11 protein-coding genes are annotated in these 17,767 nt (G+C 62.6%); 3 read left to right on the top strand and 8 right to left on the bottom strand.

Annotation, left to right across the window (positions count from 1 at the left end):
- Positions 1-10 precede the first annotated feature (10 nt).
- The 3 genes from AADX97_RS00420 to AADX97_RS00410 all read left to right on the top strand — a co-directional run bounded on the left by AADX97_RS00420 (position 11) and on the right by AADX97_RS00410 (position 2,525).
- Complete coding sequence (locus tag AADX97_RS00420; protein ID WP_374232880.1) at positions 11-319, top strand: hypothetical protein; 309 nt, start codon at positions 11-13, stop codon at positions 317-319.
- A 1,005-nt stretch (positions 320-1,324) separates the two neighbouring features.
- Positions 1,325-1,636, top strand: a complete 312-nt coding sequence (locus tag AADX97_RS00415; protein ID WP_374232881.1) for a helix-turn-helix transcriptional regulator — start codon at positions 1,325-1,327, stop codon at positions 1,634-1,636.
- Positions 1,623-2,525, top strand: a complete 903-nt coding sequence (locus AADX97_RS00410; RefSeq protein WP_374238597.1) for a reverse transcriptase family protein — start codon at positions 1,623-1,625, stop codon at positions 2,523-2,525. The genes AADX97_RS00415 and AADX97_RS00410 overlap by 14 nt, the downstream gene beginning before the upstream one ends.
- A 1-nt stretch (position 2,526) precedes the next feature.
- Here AADX97_RS00410 and brxL read toward each other — a convergent pair whose 3' ends face one another.
- The 8 genes from brxL to brxC are packed head-to-tail and all read right to left on the bottom strand — an operon-like array spanning position 2,527 to position 17,759.
- Positions 2,527-4,581 carry a protease Lon-related BREX system protein BrxL gene (gene brxL, locus AADX97_RS00405; RefSeq protein WP_374232883.1) on the bottom strand — a complete coding sequence of 685 codons (2,055 nt, stop codon included), beginning with the start codon at positions 4,579-4,581 and terminating at the stop codon, positions 2,527-2,529.
- An 11-nt stretch (positions 4,582-4,592) separates the two neighbouring features.
- Complete coding sequence (locus AADX97_RS00400) at positions 4,593-7,217, bottom strand: PglZ domain-containing protein (protein WP_374232884.1); 2,625 nt, start codon at positions 7,215-7,217, stop codon at positions 4,593-4,595.
- On the bottom strand, positions 7,214-8,047 hold the full coding sequence (locus AADX97_RS00395; RefSeq protein WP_374232885.1) for a hypothetical protein: 834 nt from the start codon (positions 8,045-8,047) through the stop codon (positions 7,214-7,216). Before AADX97_RS00395 ends, AADX97_RS00400 begins: the two co-directional genes overlap by 4 nt.
- Positions 8,044-9,096 carry an AAA family ATPase gene (locus AADX97_RS00390; protein ID WP_374232886.1) on the bottom strand — a complete coding sequence of 351 codons (1,053 nt, stop codon included), beginning with the start codon at positions 9,094-9,096 and terminating at the stop codon, positions 8,044-8,046. Before AADX97_RS00390 ends, AADX97_RS00395 begins: the two co-directional genes overlap by 4 nt.
- A gap of 22 nt (positions 9,097-9,118) precedes the next feature.
- Positions 9,119-11,029, bottom strand: a complete 1,911-nt coding sequence (locus tag AADX97_RS00385) for a hypothetical protein (protein ID WP_374232887.1) — start codon at positions 11,027-11,029, stop codon at positions 9,119-9,121.
- Positions 11,019-11,894, bottom strand: a complete 876-nt coding sequence (locus AADX97_RS00380) for a Fic/DOC family protein (RefSeq protein WP_374232888.1) — start codon at positions 11,892-11,894, stop codon at positions 11,019-11,021. Before AADX97_RS00380 ends, AADX97_RS00385 begins: the two co-directional genes overlap by 11 nt.
- Positions 11,894-13,999 carry an Eco57I restriction-modification methylase domain-containing protein gene (locus AADX97_RS00375; protein ID WP_374232889.1) on the bottom strand — a complete coding sequence of 702 codons (2,106 nt, stop codon included), beginning with the start codon at positions 13,997-13,999 and terminating at the stop codon, positions 11,894-11,896. Before AADX97_RS00375 ends, AADX97_RS00380 begins: the two co-directional genes overlap by 1 nt.
- Positions 14,000-14,006: 7 nt before the next feature.
- Positions 14,007-17,759 (bottom strand): BREX system P-loop protein BrxC, encoded by a 3,753-nt coding sequence (gene brxC / locus AADX97_RS00370; protein WP_374232890.1) that lies wholly within the window; start codon positions 17,757-17,759, stop codon positions 14,007-14,009.
- Positions 17,760-17,767: the final 8 nt, after the last annotated feature.

The raw sequence follows: 17,767 nt of genomic DNA, 5'->3' as shown, positions 1-17,767 counted from the left end.
GAGGTTGGGGATGAACAGGATCAAGCGCGTAGTGCGTGCGTTGAAAACGGTGCGGTCGCGTGTCTGGTGGATCATCGGTGTGCCCTGCGGTTTCGTCGGCATGTTCCTGCTCGACAGGCACGTGGCCACCACGGCGTTGTTGTTCGGGATGGTGGCCCTCTGGTTGACCTTCCCGCGGGACGGGAGCGCACAGCAGGCCGATGCGCAGAGCGATGACTTCTGGATCAACCCATCGAACGGAATGCCGATGGACTCTCCGAGTGGCGTCGATGCAACCGGTTATTCCTACGGCGAGGACGCTTTTTCAGATCGAGTTTAGGGGTTCCGCGTCCCGCCCAGGGCACCCGCAAAGAAGCAGGTTCGCCCAAGCAACGGGAGCGGTGCTTCTTCCCCCCGGCCGGCGGATCCTATCAGTATGCAGGATGGCGACCCTCGCTGATCAGGGTGCCGAGAAACAGCTTCTGGGCCAAGACCTCGGCGCATGGGCTGACATGAAATCTGGCTGCTGGCGAAGGTGACATCTGTCCTGACTCAGGGAGACCTGCGGTTCCTGGAGTCAGCCGCAGGTGGTCATCAGTTGGCTTGCGACTCCTTTGCGATACGACTGTGCGGCACCGCCAGCCCGACTCTCCACGATAGGGCGCGATAGGACGCCCACCGAAGCGGTAGCGGGCATCGGAACCGAAAGAAAGCGCTGCGACGACTGAACCTGGAAGATCGTCAGCGTCGCCACAACTACTATATCTTGTGGTATGTGATCATATGTAGATACAACTACATCGCTCTGAGCGAAACTGGTTCTTGACTAAAGAACTTCCGGCCCTTAGACTTCCCCACAGTCGTGATCGAAACGGAGATACTCGCCACTCACTGAGCTACCCCGGTAGCTTGAGGAAGGGTCAACCTTTCCAACCTCTGGCCGGCAGTCCGGCGGGGCCTGGTCCCATGCCCCGCGGTGTCCGTCGCGTTTAGGCGCGGCGGCGAAGCCGCGCCTAAAGTGCAATTCGGGTAACAAACTGTCGTGCTCCGTCCTCTGTTGGGGCGACGGTCACAGCAATTGTGCTGTTGACTGCAACGGAGGAAATTTTCCTTATGGGTAACGAACACGACGAACGACAGGGGCGGCCTACTGCCGGTGAGCGCACGAGTTGGCTGCGCTGGCTCTGCAATCCGGTAACTCTTAGGCTTCTGATCAAGCTCGGCATGGTTCTTGTTTTTCTAATAAGAGCTGTCGTCGAGTTGCTGAAGCTTCTGAAATGTTAAGCCGCCAGCCCGAATATGTACCTTGCGTATGCCCTGCATCTTATCAATCCCAAAGTGAACTATGATTAACCGAGCCCTTCGAACCATGCGTCTTTTTCACGATATGACGCAAAAGGAACTCGCTGATCGACTAGACGTATCGAAATCGCATTTGTCGGAGATCGAGTCAGGCAAGAAGACGCCCACGCTTGCGCTGCTTAAACGCTATTCCGAGGCGTTCGATATACCAACTTCATCTATTATTTTTTTCTCGGAGAGTCTGGATGGCGAAGATCCGAGAGTTGACAAGGCAAGAGTGATGATTTCATCAAAGATCCTTGCGCTTCTGGAGTTTATCGCCGAGCGATCGGGACGAGCTCATGTCGAGGGCTAAGCCGGTCGTGTCTTATGCGCACACGCAGTCGCCCTTCTATCGCTTGGCATCGAAACGCCGGTTAGCAGAGCTGCTCGGGCTTGATGCTGCCGGCCTTCGGAGAATCGCAAAGTATTGTCAAGAATCTGGCTACAACGAATGGGATAACCAATCTGAGAGCGGTAAAACGAGACGTATAGAGTCACCGAAACCGGAGCTTTCCAGAGTTCAGAAGCGTGTCGCCACGCTGCTGTCCAGAATTACACCGCCAGATTTTCTCTACTGTCCGGTCAAAGGGAAATCGTACGTAAAGAACGCCCTAATCCACGAGACTGGGGCAGAGTTGATCTGCCTCGACGTGAAGTCCTACTTCGCATCAACGCCGTCGCGACGGGTGTTTTGGTTTTTCCAGCGCATCATGGAGTGTTCAAAGGACGTTGCCGGCATTCTCGCAGTGCTCTCGACCTATCAAGGGCACCTTCCGACCGGGAGCCCGACGAGCCCAATCCTCTCGTTCTATGCTCACTGTGACATGTGGGCAGCGATCGCAAGCCTTGCGCTGGAATACGAGTGTCGGCTGAGTGTGTACATGGACGACATCACGATTTCTGGTCCGCGTGTGCCGGAGCGGCTGGTATGGGAGGTCAAGCAAGCCGTCTTCAGGAACGGCCTCCTGTACCACAAGGCCAAGCGCTTCCAGCAGGGGCGGGCACGGGAAGTCACCGGTGTCATACTCGGCCCTGACGGACCGAAGCTGCCTCATCGGCACTACGAGAAGCTAGGTCGCCTCAGAGGCGAAATCGCGATTTGCACCTCTGCGCAGGAAAGGGAACTGCTTGAGCGGATGATCCAAGGGTACCAGGCACAGGCGAAGCAAGTGACAACTCGACCACCAAGAGCCGCTGCGTAGGCTAGGTCAACCCAAGGGCCATGATGGCCGCTTTGGTGGGGCTGTCATAGAACTGCCATTGGATCGCGGTCAAAATGGCGTCCGGCACGTCGGCGACATCGCGCTTGTTCTCGCTGGGGATCAGGATGCGTTTGGCGCCGGCTTCAACTGCGAGCTGCATGCGTTCGGGTAGGGATGAGGCTTTGAGGAGCATGCCCTGCACGCTCATCTCGCCGAGGATGACGGTTTGATCCTGCACGGGCCGGGCGAGGATTGAGGAGACGAGGGAGACGAAGAAGGCAACCGCGGTCTCGGAACCCTCCTTTGCCTGATTCAGGTTGATGGCCTGGATGCTGAAGTCGTAGCCCTTCAGGTCGTGGCTGATGCCAAGGTTGCCGAGGTTGGCTTTCAGGTAGGCGTCCGCAGTCTTGATAGCCTCCTTCATCTTTGCCGACAGGTTGCCGAGCGGGATGATGCGTCCGGAGCCTCGATTCATCTGGGATTGGATCAGGAACAGTGCCAGCCGATGATCAGCGGCGTCGGTGCCGATGGTGTAGACGCTGCCTGCGGGTAGACCACCCTCCGCGATCAGTGCGCCTCCACCGGACTCCGGTACCGGGACGAAGGTCTCCTGGCCGGTTTCGCGGTCGATATAAGAGAAGCTTGTGTCCCAGTACTCCAAGCCACCCATCTTCTTGAGCTGCTCTTTGACGCGTCGGCGCATTTCCATCGCGTAGGCGAGGTATTCCTCGGCCTCTTCCCGTGTGACCTCGCCGTCCGGGTGCAGCAGCTTGATCAGCCCCGAGACTGTCTTGCGCACGGCCTTCTGGTCGCGGCCGCCCAAGTGGCTGCCAAAGGCAAAGTCCCGATCGGCATAGTCCGCGAAGCTCTGTTTGCGCAGTTGCCGAAAGACCTCGGCCAGGTAGTCCGTCACCAGTCCAAAGTGGCTGGTATAGGCGTCGTCAGAGGTCTTTTGGAACTCCCATCCGGGGATGTAGGCATGAATGCGGTCGTAGAAGGCCGTATCCATCTCGTCGGGCATCGGGTAGAACAGGTTGGACGTACGAACGATGGTCTCGATGTCGCCGTCGATGTTGCCGACGAACACGATGGAGCCCTCGGCGTTGATCATATCGCGCCCGCGGCTGAAGGCGCCGTCCTCCATGTAGCCCTTCATGATGTTGAGGCCGCTCTTGTCGCTGAAGCGAATCCCGGCCGCCTCGTCGAATGCGACCACGTCCCACAGACACACCAAGCCGCGCTGGCCGGTGGACAAGTTCACGAACATCTGCGCCGTCGTGGTCTGGCCGCCGGAGACCAGGTGGCAGTAGGGGCTCATCTGTTGGTAGACGAAGCTCTTGCCCGTCCCGCGCGGACCCAGCTCGACGGAGTTGAAATTCTTCTCGACGAAGGGGATCAGCCGCAGCATGTAGTGCAGCTTGCGCCGCTGGGTGTAGTAGGGGTGATTCGGCTCATAACCCATGGAGCGCATGAGCAGGTCGAGCCACTGATCTCGCGTGAAGCGGCGCCGAGCCTCGATGAAGCTGTCGATGTTTCGATTGGAGAGCTGAATCGGCCGGATGGCATCGACGAAGAAGGGCCGGTTCTGGCCCTTGAAGATGAAGGCGTCGTCGTAGCGCAGCGTGACCTCGGCCCAGATACCGCCGAGCAGAAGCCGGTCGTGTGCGCGCACGTCGGCGTCGTCGACGTTCAGATAGTCCAGGTTTAGGCTGGACAGACGGCCCCAGTATTTGTCGTGGGTCTCCACCAGCTTGACGTCGAGCTTATCGATGACATCGTAGGTCGTCTGCTGCTTGATGGCGGACTTGACCGCCTCGCGCTCGTCCGGCTTCACGTATTTGCTGGACAGGGTCTCGCGGACGAACTCCAGGCCCTCGTTGATCGTCTCCTCGTCGGTGGACGCGCAGTACTTGCCAAGCAGGAACTCGATGACGAACGCCGGCACACCGAACGAGGAGCGCATCCGGCGCAACAGATCCTTGCGCACTACCAGCCCCGGAAAGGCCTCGGTGGCAAGGTGGTCAAGATCGTCGAGGGTGATTGGGCCATCGTTCATCTGGGTTCTCGTCACATGTCTCTGCCGACCGTCAGCTTGATGCCGCCAGGCGGAAACTGCTCGCCGGTATCGAGGTCGCGGATGTCCAGCTCCAGCAGCTCGCCCTTCGCGAAGCTCTGTGCCGAGTGGAAGAACAAGTTCACCGGCTGCTCAATCTGGGCGGCGTCGAGCTGGACCTGTTTTGGTGCCGGCGTCGCCAGCACGCTCGCGGCGCCGGATCGTCGCACGTCGAGCTCAAGGGTCCGACCCTTCGGCGTGAAGAGCGACATCTGCCCCGACTGCCCTCCCTTCTCCAAGGTCGGCCGCAGAATCACCTTGACCGCTGTGCGCATCAGCTCGTAGGTCGGCAGGACAACCTCGACACCGATCCGCTTCTCCTGCGGCGTCGCAGCTTTGGACCTCAGATGCGGAATCACCAGCTCCTGCAATGCCGCGCCGCCGTGCGAGAAAGACTTCTCCAGCTTGAAGAAGGACAATCCAGGCGGCACCGCGATGCGTACTTCGGCGTCCCAGCGGGTCGGGAAGCTGGTCAGCGGCAGGTCCGCATGGGCGGGGACCACTGCGTAGCGTTCCTTCAGTACGTGGCACCAGTCCTTGTCGCAGGGCACTTGCTCCGGCAAGCGGTTCTCGTCCAACAGCACGAAGCCATGGTCCGTGACCACGTGCACGTCCGGATAGCCAAAGCGGTGCAGCTGACGGACCAGGCGCGCGAGCCGCTGCACCTCCAGATGCAGGTGGCGGATGAGGGTGCTGCCCTGGCCGTGGCCGATGTCGTCGATCTCATCGTGGCCAAACACCACCAGCAGCTCGCCGAGGCCGTCCGCATCGGGTAGCGCTTCGACGTCGTCGATGTCACGGCAGTCGGCACCAAACGCCGAGAGCAAGGCCAAGCGCTTGGCGCGGGCAGAGCAATCCTGTCCGTCGACCAGTGGGCGCAGGGTGTTGCCGCTGGTGCTCAGCGACAGCGTTGCAGAACCCAGCGGCAGCAAGGCGGTCATGCCCATGGCCGTGACGGTCGGGAGCTCCGCGCGCATCGGCTCGATACACACCTCCAAGCCGGGTAGGGCATCCCCCAGCGCGAGCGCGCAGTCGTAGCGCAGTGCATCGACGATGATGACGGCCCGCCGACCCTTCGCGCCCCAAAGACCACTCGCCAGTTTCTCGCCGGCATCCGGCAGCCCATCGATCCCTGCGGTTGCCTGCTGTGCGAAGCGCTCGAAAAAGCATCCGTTCAGCGCGAGGGCGTAGTCCGCGTAATGGCGGTCAGCGATGGCGCTGATCATGGGCAGTCCAAGCTCATCAGCCTCGCGCCGCACGGCCATGTGTGCCTGTTCGATCCGGCCGGCGTTCGCAACATAGAGTTCCACCATGTCTCGGACGCCCGGGCCTTGGCCATGTTGGCGGACCTGCGCCTGCCCTGCTTTGCAGGCATCCAGCAGGTCCGCGAGTCGCAGCAATAGGCTCCAGGCGCCCACCGGCGAATCGCTGGCGCGGCTGAATTCCGCCTCGCGCTTGATCGCATTGCGGCGTTCTGTGAAGAAGGTTTCAGTGCTGGAGGCCTTCGCCGCAGCGGCTTCCAGTGCCTTCAGTGTTCGCTGCCAGCGCAACCGCACCAAGTGCGGAAAGGCAAAGGCCTGGCCATCGCGGTCCGCGGCCCAACTGGACAGGTCCAGGTCCCGCTCCACCGTCGCGACGATGCGGTCCCACGCCCCGCGGCCTTCGGCGTCCCGCAGCCAGCGTTGCAGCAGCGCAGTGTGGTGGTTGCGCAGGGTGGCGGGCGGCAGCCGATCCGCGAACGGAAAGTCCGCCGGCGAGCCGTAACCGAGAAAGGTCTCGGTGAGCGCCAGCGTGCCCACCAGGGCATCGATCCAGTCCCGTGCAGGCCATTGCTCCGGCCGGTCGCGGTCTGCGGCCCACTGGCCGGGCATACCGGCCTGGTCCGGGAAGCCGTAGCGCGCGCTCACCGCCTTCGCCAGCTCCGGCAGCAGGCCCTGGTCTTTGAGTTCGCGCCAGGCCAGCTCCGGTGCTGCGGCGATGTCGATCAGCCGTTGATCGAGATCGCCGAGCACCTGAGCCCGCGCCAGCTCCGGCGTCAGCGGCACTTGCCAATGCGCCGCGGAATGCTCGGCAAAGCGCGCCGCATACTTGGCCAGCAGAGAATCGAAGCCGCCCTCGTAGAGTTGGCGCTGGGCCTTCGGATCGCTCGGCAAGGGGACATCGGCCGCGCGCAGAAACCGAAACAGCGTCGGCCGCTTGCCTCCCAGGCGCCAGACCACACCGGCGTGCCGGTACTCGGTCAACAACTCCAGGTGGTGCTCGCCGCGCTCATCGGGGCCGTCCAGACGGTCCTCCGATAAGGGTAGGTAGAGCAGGAATCGGCACGCGCGACGCTCTGCCTCCGGCAGCCCGGACAAGGCATGGTGAATCTGGTGCTTGAGCCAGATCTGCCCCCGGAATTGCTCGGGGTCGTAGACCAGCAGACGAAAGGGTACCGGCACCTGGGCCTCCAGATGCCGCTGCAGGGCCGGCAGCAAGCGCAGGAAATCCCGCTCCGGGTCGAACCAGAGGCAGACCTGCGCCCGCTTCTCGTGCTGGAAGCGCTGGGCGATCTGGGTGGTCAGCGCTTCCAGGATCATGGCGCAGTTCCGGTGATCCTCTGCCACCAGTCGCGGACCGCGTGCAGTCCTCCCGCGGCTCTAACGGCATCCGCCCATTCGCTTACGCATTGCTCCTCGCTGTTGCCGGTCCGCACACGTGCGAAATGGCGGCAAAGCCACTTGCCGTTGATCTGGGCATGCCCATGCTCGATCGAGGTGTCGATCTCGCCTCGTACCGAGGCGACTGCGGCCTGGAACTCGGCGCTGACATCGCGGTTCGCGATGAGGTGCTTGTCTTGCGCCAATGCAGCTTCGACCGTTTCAATGGTTTCTAGTGGGCGCCCTTGCTCCGGGCTTCGGAATCGATGCAATCCAAGTGTTTCCAGGTCCCGTTGGATCGACCGATGGATGCGGTTCAATGCCGCGTAAGGCACATAGCCGGTCAGTACGTCCTGCCAGTTCGGCTGGCCTCCCCAGGTCGCGGGCCAGGCTGCCCGTGCCAGCAGATTCTCGATGCAATAGGTCGGCCAGGAGAATAAGGGTCCGGCAAACGGAGCCTGGAATTCCGCGTTCAGCGCTGACAGACCACGGCCATCGCCATCGATGATGCCGAAGATGCGGCCGGCTCCGGGGGCTTTGGCCAAGCCGTGCTCGCTTGCCACGCGCACCAGAGCCTTGATCTCCGCGCCGCCGCTCGCCTTGCCGCCCAATCCGACGACATAGATATCCTGGTGGATGTCGCTTCTCGGCCGCGCGACGCCAAGCGTCGCGAAAAAGACAGCGGGGTCGGATTTGCCCTCCAGATAGATCACGGTGGTGGCGCGCTGAAGATCGCTTTGAAGACGACCGAGACGCTCTCTGTCGTTCATCGCAGGCCCTCCCGGCCCAGCAAGACCCGCGTGCCCAAGTCGGCCATCTCGAACATCGAGTGGCTCTGGGTGGTGATGATGACCTGTCCGCCCAACTCCGCCTGCATATCGCAGACGATATCGAGCAGCTTGCCCTGCCAGGCATCGTGCAGGTGCAGCTCCAGTTCATCGATCAGGATCAATGAGCCGGGACGCCATAGACGCCGCAGCTCGGCCAGCAGCAACACTGCCTGCCGCTCCCCGCTGCTCAGGCGCTCCAGCCCGTGGGTGCCGCCGGAGGCGAGACGGACGACCAGGGCGCCTTCGGGCGTCCAGTCCAGTGATTTGGTCCCGCCCGTCAGCGCCGAGAAGGCGCGGGCAAATCGAGCGAAGTTGCTTGCCGCTTCCGGCTCACCTTGCTCCTTGGCGTTCAGGTCCGCCCAGCGCGCGGAGAAGAGCAATTCCATGGTCGAACCGCGCCAGGTCTTTGGACCGAGTCGTTGCCAGACCACGACGAAGCCGGCTTCATCTTCCAACTTGCCGGGCGCCTTGTACGCGACATCGGGCACTACGAGGTCTCGGTCTTCCGACGGCAGGAAGACCAGCCGCGGCCAACCGCTGTCCAGGAACGATTTCTTCTTGCCCAGGGTCTTGCGCAGATTCTCCACGTCTGGACCGAGCGTCCTGGCGATCGCGCGATCTCGCTCATCCATCAGCACATAGCCGAAGCAATTCTCGGCTGCATGGGCCTGCCAGAAGGCCTCGTTGCCGACGAGGAAGCGCAGGTTCAGCGCGCGTGCGGTGCCAGCGCCGAGTCGGAAGTCTATCCGACACTCGGCCGGCAGCATCTCAAGCGGCATGGCATCAAGCGTCACGGCGAGGATCTTTGCGGCACTGGCGATGGCGTTCAGCAACGTGGTCTTGCCGCTCCCATTGGCGCCGGCGACCATGCTGACGGGCGGAAAGCCGTTCATCCAACCGAGCCCATCCCGTGGCAGATCAAGCGCACGTAGGCCCCCAAGGTCGCGAATGTGCAGATGGGTGAGCGCGAACTGCGGTGATGCAGCCATGTCGTGAAGCCTTCGTAACCGTTTAGAGGACCGATTCCACCCGCAGCACGCCGGCGGTCTGGAGCGGGCGGATGTTCACGGCCACGCCGTCGTCCAGGTCCGGCTGCCAGCCGTCGGGAAGCTCGTCGTCGGACTTCCAGGGGGTGCGGATGCGGCAGTCGCCGGGGGCTGGCGGGCCGTTGATGCCCTCCTGCACCCAGCGCAGGCGCTCGTTGAGGGCCTCGGCCTCTTCGAGGTGCGCCTGCGACTCTTGGCGGTCCTCGATGCGACCGTCCTTATCCGCGAGGCCGGCCTCGCGGCGGAAAAGAGCGATGGCGTCGCGCAGATAGCTGCCGCGCAGCTTCGCGAGCCGGTTCTGATCGAAGCGATGATAGTGCACCAGTGCGCCGAAGGCGCAGTCGCCGCGGCCGGGGCGGCTCGCGATGTGCCAGAAGATCGGGCGCTTTTTGTACAGCGATACGTGGTAGTCGAAGTAGCAGTCCCGCAGCCATTCGTCGATGCCGTCGACGCTGCGGTAGCCCTTTACCTTGCGCCGCAGCTCGTTGCCGATGTCCACCTCCAGTTGGTAAGCGTCCTGGTCCGGGAACAGCGCTGCCAGCTCATCGCGCACCCGGTCCACCAGCGCTGTCTCGCCGCTGATGGCGATGAGCGGCACGATGCCGTCCGCGTCGGCTTCGACGACGCGCTTGACGGCATAGGAGAGCAGCCGCCAGACGTGCTCCATGCGCTTCTGATCCGAAGTCTTGCCTTCCATTTGTGGCCAGAGAATCTCGGGCGGGCGCTCGCTGAGGGTCTCTTCGATTATGGTGCGGGTTGAGTCCGGGATCGCATAAAGCCGGTAAACTCTCGTCTCCAATTGGGAATAAACGTTTTCAAGGTTGCGCTGCGCCTCGGTTTCTTGTGCTTTTAGGGCATCAAGGCTTCCTTGTAAGGACTTGTCTTTAAGCGGTTCACTTAGCCAAGGCGCGATGAAACGGGTAGATATCTCGTTTCCTCTATCCCATTGAAGTTTGAGTCCGAATATTGAGTCGGCAAATTCTGCGATGCAGGATCTTGTCGCGGCGGAGGCTTGTGGCATGGGCATCGATTTCATTATGCCAACCTCCCAGGAAAAGGAAGTCTTACATCGGAAAATATACTCAAAAAGCGTGGAGTTCGTGACGCCAAGTAGGTAGTTTTCGTTTGCCTGATCATGTACGAATAGAGCAGGTCCCTTGTCGGCGAATATCGAACCCGAAGGGAGCCTGCGCATATTCAATCCCTTAGCGGTGCGCCGCGGCCATGTCAAGCCTTGCTTGAAATACCAATCTTGGCTATAAATTCGCTTGGTTTCCGATCCTTCTTTTTCTTTTATTCGGCTTTTCAACTCCTGGCCATTGTTGGCCCATTTAATTATCAAGTAGTGGTCGAAGTAGAAGCGACTGAACTCTCCGCCTTTTGCGAAAGGAACCCACCTGCGTTCTTGGTTAGAACTTGGCGCAGGAATCTCCCAAAACATACGCAACCGGCGGCTGTCCTCTGATGTCGCAAGCCCTTGCTTCACCGTGCCTTCGGACGGATCAAGGGCCGGGTGTTCGCGAAATAGGTGGGCTACGAGGCCGATTCTGCGGAACGCTAAGGGGGCGCCCTCAATTTCTAAGAAATCACGTCTAGCCACATCAAATCGAGAAAAAGGCGAGTCGGTAAGAATACTTCGAACGAAAAACTCTTGTCGTTGATCCGATTGCGTGCGCTTTGCTCCACGATATCGCTCAAGATCGAAGAATACGGCGTTCTCGGCCTCTCTTACGACGTAGTAGGCCCGATCAGCTTGTTCTGCTGTGGTTTCAATTCCTTCGCGCGCCTGCGTTGCCTGAATGGTCGAAACCATCAGCTCTCGGCGCAAATCGGCGTCCGCGAGGATTGCCCGAACGTCAACCCGCTTACGCGCCACGGCTCGCCTCCCAACGCTCGTAAGCCGCGTCATGCCAGTCGGAGAGAAGCGCGGCCAGCGGGGCATAGTCCTTGTCAATGCGTCCCGCCTCGCAGGCAGCGAAGTAGGCCGCCTCGTCGTGCCGCCGGTCGTAGACGTCCAACGGCAGCATATCGTTCTGCATCAGGATCAGGTTTCCCAGGATGAAGGCGGTGCGCCCGTTGCCCTCGCGGAAGGGATGGATGGCCAGCAGCTCGTTCATGACCTCGCTGACGTAGGCGAAGACCTGGTCGTCGTCATCGGAGATCACCGGCGAGCGCCGCAGCACGTCTCGATCCAGCACATCGATGACGGACAGGATGCCGCCTGGCGGCAGCGGCCATTTGGTGGGGCCGTCGCCCTTGTGCAACGCGACCGTACGCCAGGTGCCGGCGAAGGGGTAGATGGCGCCCATCAGCTCCCGGTGGAGCTGTTGCAGCAGCGGAACCGTCAGGGGCACCGGCTCGGGGCGCTCCAGCAACGAGGCAACATATTCCATGGCGCGGGCAACACCCTCGTCCTCGCGCCGATCGATCTCCTCGCGATCCAAGCAACCGGCGTAGTTCAGCAGCAGGCCGTCGGCGGTGGTGATCCAATCCCAGTCTTGATTGTAGTTCTGCCAGGGGTTCGGTACGGTCCGCGGCGAGGTCGGCGCCATGCCGCTTTCCGCCAGGCTTTCCGCCTGCTCCTTGGGCAGCTTCCGCTTGGACTTGTCCACGATGTAAAAGTCACCGGGACGGGCCGCCTGATAGTAGTCGGCCGTTTGTCTTCCGCTGCCGGCGCGGAAGCGGAACCCGAAGTCCCGCTCTGCCCAACACCAGATGATCTGTGGTCTCGCTTGCGTCACTATTGGCTTCCCTTGATCACGATGGCCGCGGCCTCGACGGTGGCGTCGTCAAGGATGCCAAAACCGAGATCGAGCATGATCATCAGCGGATTGCGCTTGAGCAGGATCTCGGTGCGCAGCTTCTCGAAGGACTTGAGGTTGACGAAGGTCGCCGAGACCAGCGCGCCGATGTAGCCCTCGGGCTCCACGATGCGGGTGGCCCGGTCGATGAAGGCGGCGTAGATATCGTTCTTGGTCAGCGGATAAGCCGCCTCGACCAGCTTCTTGACCTTAGGCACGAAGGCGCCGTAGGGCGGGTTCATGACCACCACGTCGTAGGGACGGGAGAGGATCTGCAACAGGGCAAGGCCGCGTGCGGTGTCTTCGGCGAATAGGCGCTCGGCGGGATTTCCGGTATCGGCTCCGGCGGCGGATTCGATGGCCGCGAGCAACTCCTGCTGCAAGGCGTCGGCCTCGGCCTGCAGCAGCTTGCGTTGAAGCACGAGCTGTTTGGCGAGGTCGCGATCCATGCTGTCCATCATGCCCGCCTGGGCGAACAGCGGCAGCTCGTCGTCCGGGATGATCTTGCCCAGACCCTTAGCCTTGGCTTGGGCCTCGACCCAGTCGTCAAAGACGGCGGAGACGCCTTCGTGGACCTGAATCAGGCTGCCCATCTCGCCGACGTAGCGCAGGTTCTCCCAGAGCGCATGGAACAGCCGGTCCCGAAGCGCCGGTGAGCCGAGACGAGGTCCGAGGTTGTCGACGAGGGCGCCGAGCTGTTCCTCGCCCACATTGACGGCGCTGGCGACCACCAGATTGCTGCGGCGGATCTTCACGTCCGCGGGGGACAGCCCGAGCCCGAGTCCTGCCTCCTTGGCCGTCAGCATCAGGGACAGGGAGGCGATCTGGATGGCCCGCGGGTCGATGTCGATGCCGAACAGGTTGTGCTCCAGGATCGCTGCGGGGATCTCGGCTGGGTCACGCACACTCGGCTCGGCGGGCCAGCCATCCTCGCCGGCATGGTCGATCTCGTCCAGGTACATCTGCAGGAAGAGCCCGAAGGCGTACTGGCCGAAGTGCATGGTGCCGCAGGCGGGGTCCAGCAGCCGGATGTCACGGGCGCGCTTGTAGTGATGGACCTTGCCGTCCTCGCCGAGACGCTGATAGCGGATGCGCTCGCCGGTGCGGGGGACGAGATAATCGGCGACCGGGCGCGGGTCGGTCCGTTCGCCGGGGAGCGGCGGGGGTGCCGAAGCCTTCAGCTTTGATGCCGGATGCATCTGGAGCCACAGGCGGCCGAGGGTGTTGTCCACCAGCGCTTTGACCACCCAGAAGGGTGTGTAGAACTGATTGATCACCGACAGCTCGTAGGGGCTGCGCGGGGTGCCCTTGGTCTCGTCGCGGACCCGCTTCTTCTCGTCTCGGTTGAAGAACTGGTAGATCCAGCCGAGGAAGTCGGCGGCGCGGTAGGCCTCCGCGGGCAGGTCCTTGTTGATCATATCGATGAGCCGGACCAGGCAGCCGTGGGTTGGCCAGACGCAGGCATATTCATGGTCCGGGTCGAAGACTAGCCGGATCTCGGTATTCAGGTGCCGGTATGCGGCGGTGAGGCCATCGCGGAGCAACGCCTCTTCGGCATCGTCCTCGTACTTGTAGCGGCTGCCGCCTGCGGCGCGGAAGTCGCGCAGGAAGCGGGAGCGGGCTTGGCCCGGGACCGGGGTGATGACCTCGGTCTCCTCGGGCACCGCGCCTTCGGCGGCGGCGCTCGGAGGCGGCAGGTAGAGCAGCTGCCGTGCTTCCATGGCCTTGAGGCCCACCAGGCGGTTGAGGTGTGTATAGGTCAGCTCCCGCAGCACGTTGTCGTAGCCGCGTTTGGCGGTGCCTTCGGCCAGGCTGTCGCGGTGCAGCAGCGCGTCAAGACGCCCGCGTATCGCCTGCGCCTCGGACTGGAGCTGCATGGCCGATAGCGGCTTAGGCTTACCCGAGTCCGGGATCCCGAGCCGGTCGAGCTGCGCCTTGAGGTCCTTCTGGAGCAGCGCCCGGGCCTTGGGCACCCAGGCCTTGACGGTGTCCTTGTGGGTGCCGGACAGCGCCGCTTGCGGCGAACCGTGACTGGTGCCTGTCATCGTGGCGTTACTTCACCACCACGACCAGGCCCTTCTCGATCTGCGCTTTCAGCTCTTCACTGATCGCATCGAGGGCCTGATCCACTTGGGCCGTGGTCTCGAATCGCTTGCCGGCGAGGGCATTGTACGGCCGCCATTCCCAGGTTTGTTCCGGCGGCGGTAGAGGCGGGGGCGGCGTCACCAGTGCGCGGAGTTGCTCTTCTGCCTGGCTGCGGTAGGTCGGCAATGCCAGTAGGGCCTGTCGCAGCGCGGTCAGGCTGTGCTTGGCGCAAGCTTCCAGCAGGGTTTGCGTCGTGGGCAGCGTGATCGATGGGTAGTGGCAGGGTCCGCCGATGCCGAACCGAGTGCCGAACAGGGCCTCGATGACCTGGTCCCGAGCGGGCGCCGGCGCCTCAGAGTACGCGCTGCCGGACTCGATCTCCGCGCGCACGACCTCGCTTTGGGCGCGTGCTTCATCGTAGGTCGCGAGGTAGGCGCTGCGGTAGGCGTCACGGGCTTGCTCGAATGCGGCGCGATAGTCGGACCAACGGTCGACAACCGCCTTGTCGGCGATGATGGCATCCATGTCCTTGAGGGCCTGATTGAGATCCGTCGCGGTCGGTGCCGTCTCCGGAAGCGGATGGTTTCGCGCCAGCTCCGCGAGCTTGACCGATGTCTCGAAGTCCGCTGGGCGCTTGGCATCGATGAAGGCCCGCAGCTTCGCGAGATGCTCGTGCAGCGCTTGCCACTGGGTCTGTTGATCGAGGAAGGCGACGATCGTGGCCGTCGGGTCCTTGGCCTTCACAGCCTTGTCCAGCACGGTTGCCCCGTCGAGCAGCGCGTCGGGTATTGGAAGCCCCTGTTCCGCAAGGGTTGCGGCTGCCATGGCTTCAGCCTGCAACGCGGCGCCCAGCTTGCGCACTGCGTCGGCGATCGCGTTGCCGGATTCAGGTGTACCGGTGATGCCGAGGCCGATCAATGCCTTGCTGGCGGTCTTGATCTGGTCGACGGACAGGCTGGTCTCGGCGATGCGGAAGACGGTTTTCTTGAAAGCCGTCACTTTCAGAAAGGTGTCCGCGGTGCCCTTGTAGTCGTACTGGGGGCTGGTGCCGGCGCTGGTATGCTGCTCCAGATACAGGGCGCCGGCGCGAAAACAGGCAGCGAGGCCCAGGCGCACGATCTCGCTTGGCCAGCCGAAAGGCGCACGCTCGAACCCCTTGAAGCCTTTGCTGTCGGCGGCGTCGATCAGCGTTGCGCCATTGGCATCGATGCCCTCGTCCTCCAGGTCGGAGACGACTTCCAGCAGGGTTTGGATCACCGGCGCCTCTCGTTGCAGGCTGCCTTGGGTGTCGAACAGGGCGAGGTCTGCTGCGACGGCGTGCAGCGCGGTGTTCGCGGGGTTCAGTAGTGCCCGGATGTCCTGCGCGAAGTCGTAGTCCCGGTCGGCGACGGCGAAGCCGGAGTAAAGGTTTGGGATGATGCTTTCCAGGGCGCTGGTCACGGGGCCTTTGAGATCGGGCTCGCCTTCGAGCTCGATTTCCTGTCCGCCATAGAACAGGGTTCCGGTCAGGAACGCACGCTCCAGGTCCCGCACCAGTCCCGCGCGTAGCTCGTCGCGCTCTTTGCGTTTCTCGGACAGGGCATCTTGGGTGTCGGCGGAGGTGTCCTCGGTGAAACGCTTGTCACCGGTGACCTGCACGAGGGCCTCGTGGCGCTTGAGGCGGGCTTCCAGGGCATCGGACGGGCTGGCGACCCACCAGAGGCGACGCCCCTTGATGCCTGCGGTCTGATTGAGGCCGCGGGCGTTCTCGATGGCCAGCTTGCGGCCGGAGGCAAGGGGGCTGATGAAGTCCACCTCCAGCTCCGGGCCGCTCGCGATGGCTTCACCATCCAATGAGACGGCATAGGGGAAGGTGGCCTTGGTCTTGCCGTAACTGACTGCGAAGTTCGGCAGGCGCCGCTTGGTGATCAGGTCGTTCTTGCAGAACTGCTGCGAGGTGCGCCGCACCGCGGCGGTGGTGATGCTTTTGGGACTACCGGGGCGGAGCATGTCCTGGATCGCCTGCTCGATGGTGCGCTCGCGCTCGTTGAGGAACTTCCACTCCCCCGTGGCCTCGTCGCGGGCCACGTAGCCGGCGGCTTGGAGTCGGTGCAGGGTGTCTTCGACCTGGCCGCGCAGGGCAATAAAGTCTTCATCCACGGATTGGATCAAGAGCTTGGCAAGTGTCTCCGGGACGCGGGGCACCCAGCTGACCCGTTGCAGCAGCCAGAGCACTTTAAGCACGCGTTCGGGCGCGACGGGGGCACCCTGCACGCGCTGATCGGACTCGTGGATGGCGCGGATGCCGGAGGCGCCGAGGTACTCCTGGGAGAGCAGATCGTTCTCGACCGAATCGAAGACCTGGTTGAAGCTCGCGATAACGCCGAGGTTCTTGTCGGCGAGGTCCTGGATGGTCTCCATGACGACGGCAATCATGGAGCGGACGCCGCCGGAGATGCGAAACCCGGACAGGGCCTCGAAGATGTCCTGCGCGAGTCGAATCTGGTGCGGCAGGAAGGGGTAACAGTCGATAAAGGCGCGCTCGGAAAGGCTGCCCAGATGGCGGCTGGCGTTGATGTCGGAGAGCTGCGCAAACGGACCCTCGTGGGCCCTGTAGAGGTCGCGCAGCTCCGGCTCGGCCGCCGGATGCTTCTTGAGGATGCGTTCGGAGACGACCTTGTTGATCTCGTCGGAGATCAGGTGCGGTTTGAGCTCGAACCGGGCGTTCAAGCGACCGACCAGCGCCGGTTGGAAGTTCGTGCGGTCGACGACTTTCTCGAGGTCCTGCTGGCTGGTTGCGATGAGCCAGACCTTGCCCTTGCCCTTGTTGCCGATCATCTCGGCAAGCGCGTTGAGCTCGCTGATCTTGTCGTTCGAGTCCCCGATGAAAGTGCCCATCTCGTCGATGACGAAGACGAGGTGCTGGACCCTGCCGCCGGTGGTCTTCTGGGCATCGACCCAGGCGACCAGCTCGTCGGCGATGCCCTCGGCGGTGATGGTCGCGTGGCGGAACATGTCGCCGAGGGCGTTGGCCGCGGCGCGCCGATCGGGATACTCGACGGGATCGAGATCGGGTAGGAGATCGGCCAGCCGACGGCGTACGGTCATCAGGTCGTCCCGGCCCTCCGGTCCGCGCCAGGATACGGCGTACTTGGCCTCGTAGGCGCTGGCGAGATGGTTCAGAAGGCCGCGCTTCTGCATCTGGCGCTCGATGCGCGCCACGATGAAGTTCTCGGCAAGGCCGATGCTGCGATAGAACTCCCCCAAGAGGATTTCGCCGACGGAGTTGGGGTTGCTCAAGGACTGACGGCTTTTGATCTCGAATGCGATGGTCTTGATCTGCGTGTGCGATTTGATCTCGGCCAAGCGCCGGCGCAGGTCCTGGCCGCGCTGGGTATCGGACAGATGTTTGATGAAGACATCGATGCAGTACTCGCCCGTGCCATCGCCCAACAGGTCGTTCTGCAACAGGTACGCGAGCACCTTGGAGAAGTGGGATTTGCCCGAGCCGAAGAACCCGGAAACCCAGATGCCCATCACATCGAGCGGCGTGCCCCCTAGGCGAAGCACCTCGCTTACGCGGGTGAAGGTGTCGAAGATCTTTTTGAGCTCGGCCTCGATTTTGTCGGTGACGACGAACTCCCGGATCTCGGCGGCGAGTGCGGCACGGTCGAAGACCTTGACGACGCCTTCGACCTTCGTGGCGATGTCGCGCTTGATGGTGTCTCGAACGGTCGTCACGGTCCTTG

It is taken from the genome of Thiocapsa sp. C2-2m, from assembly GCF_041903745.1.
Taxonomy (GTDB): Bacteria; Pseudomonadota; Gammaproteobacteria; order Chromatiales; family Chromatiaceae; genus Thiocapsa; species Thiocapsa roseilacustris.
This window is presented reverse-complemented; position numbering and strand designations above follow the sequence as displayed.

Excerpts from the sequence above, each read along its gene's own strand:
- AADX97_RS00390 (WP_374232886.1), bottom strand. The coding sequence starts at position 9,096 with ATGGCTGCATCACCGCAGTTCGCGCTCACCCATCTGCACATTCGCGAC.
- AADX97_RS00400 (WP_374232884.1), bottom strand. The coding sequence starts at position 7,217 with ATGATCCTGGAAGCGCTGACCACCCAGATCGCCCAGCGCTTCCAGCAC.
- AADX97_RS00410 (WP_374238597.1), top strand. The coding sequence starts at position 1,623 with ATGTCGAGGGCTAAGCCGGTCGTGTCTTATGCGCACACGCAGTCGCCC.
- AADX97_RS00420 (WP_374232880.1), top strand. The coding sequence starts at position 11 with ATGAACAGGATCAAGCGCGTAGTGCGTGCGTTGAAAACGGTGCGGTCG.
- brxL (WP_374232883.1), bottom strand. The coding sequence starts at position 4,581 with ATGAACGATGGCCCAATCACCCTCGACGATCTTGACCACCTTGCCACC.
- AADX97_RS00415 (WP_374232881.1), top strand. The coding sequence starts at position 1,325 with ATGATTAACCGAGCCCTTCGAACCATGCGTCTTTTTCACGATATGACG.
- AADX97_RS00375 (WP_374232889.1), bottom strand. The coding sequence starts at position 13,999 with ATGACAGGCACCAGTCACGGTTCGCCGCAAGCGGCGCTGTCCGGCACC.
- AADX97_RS00395 (WP_374232885.1), bottom strand. The coding sequence starts at position 8,047 with ATGAACGACAGAGAGCGTCTCGGTCGTCTTCAAAGCGATCTTCAGCGC.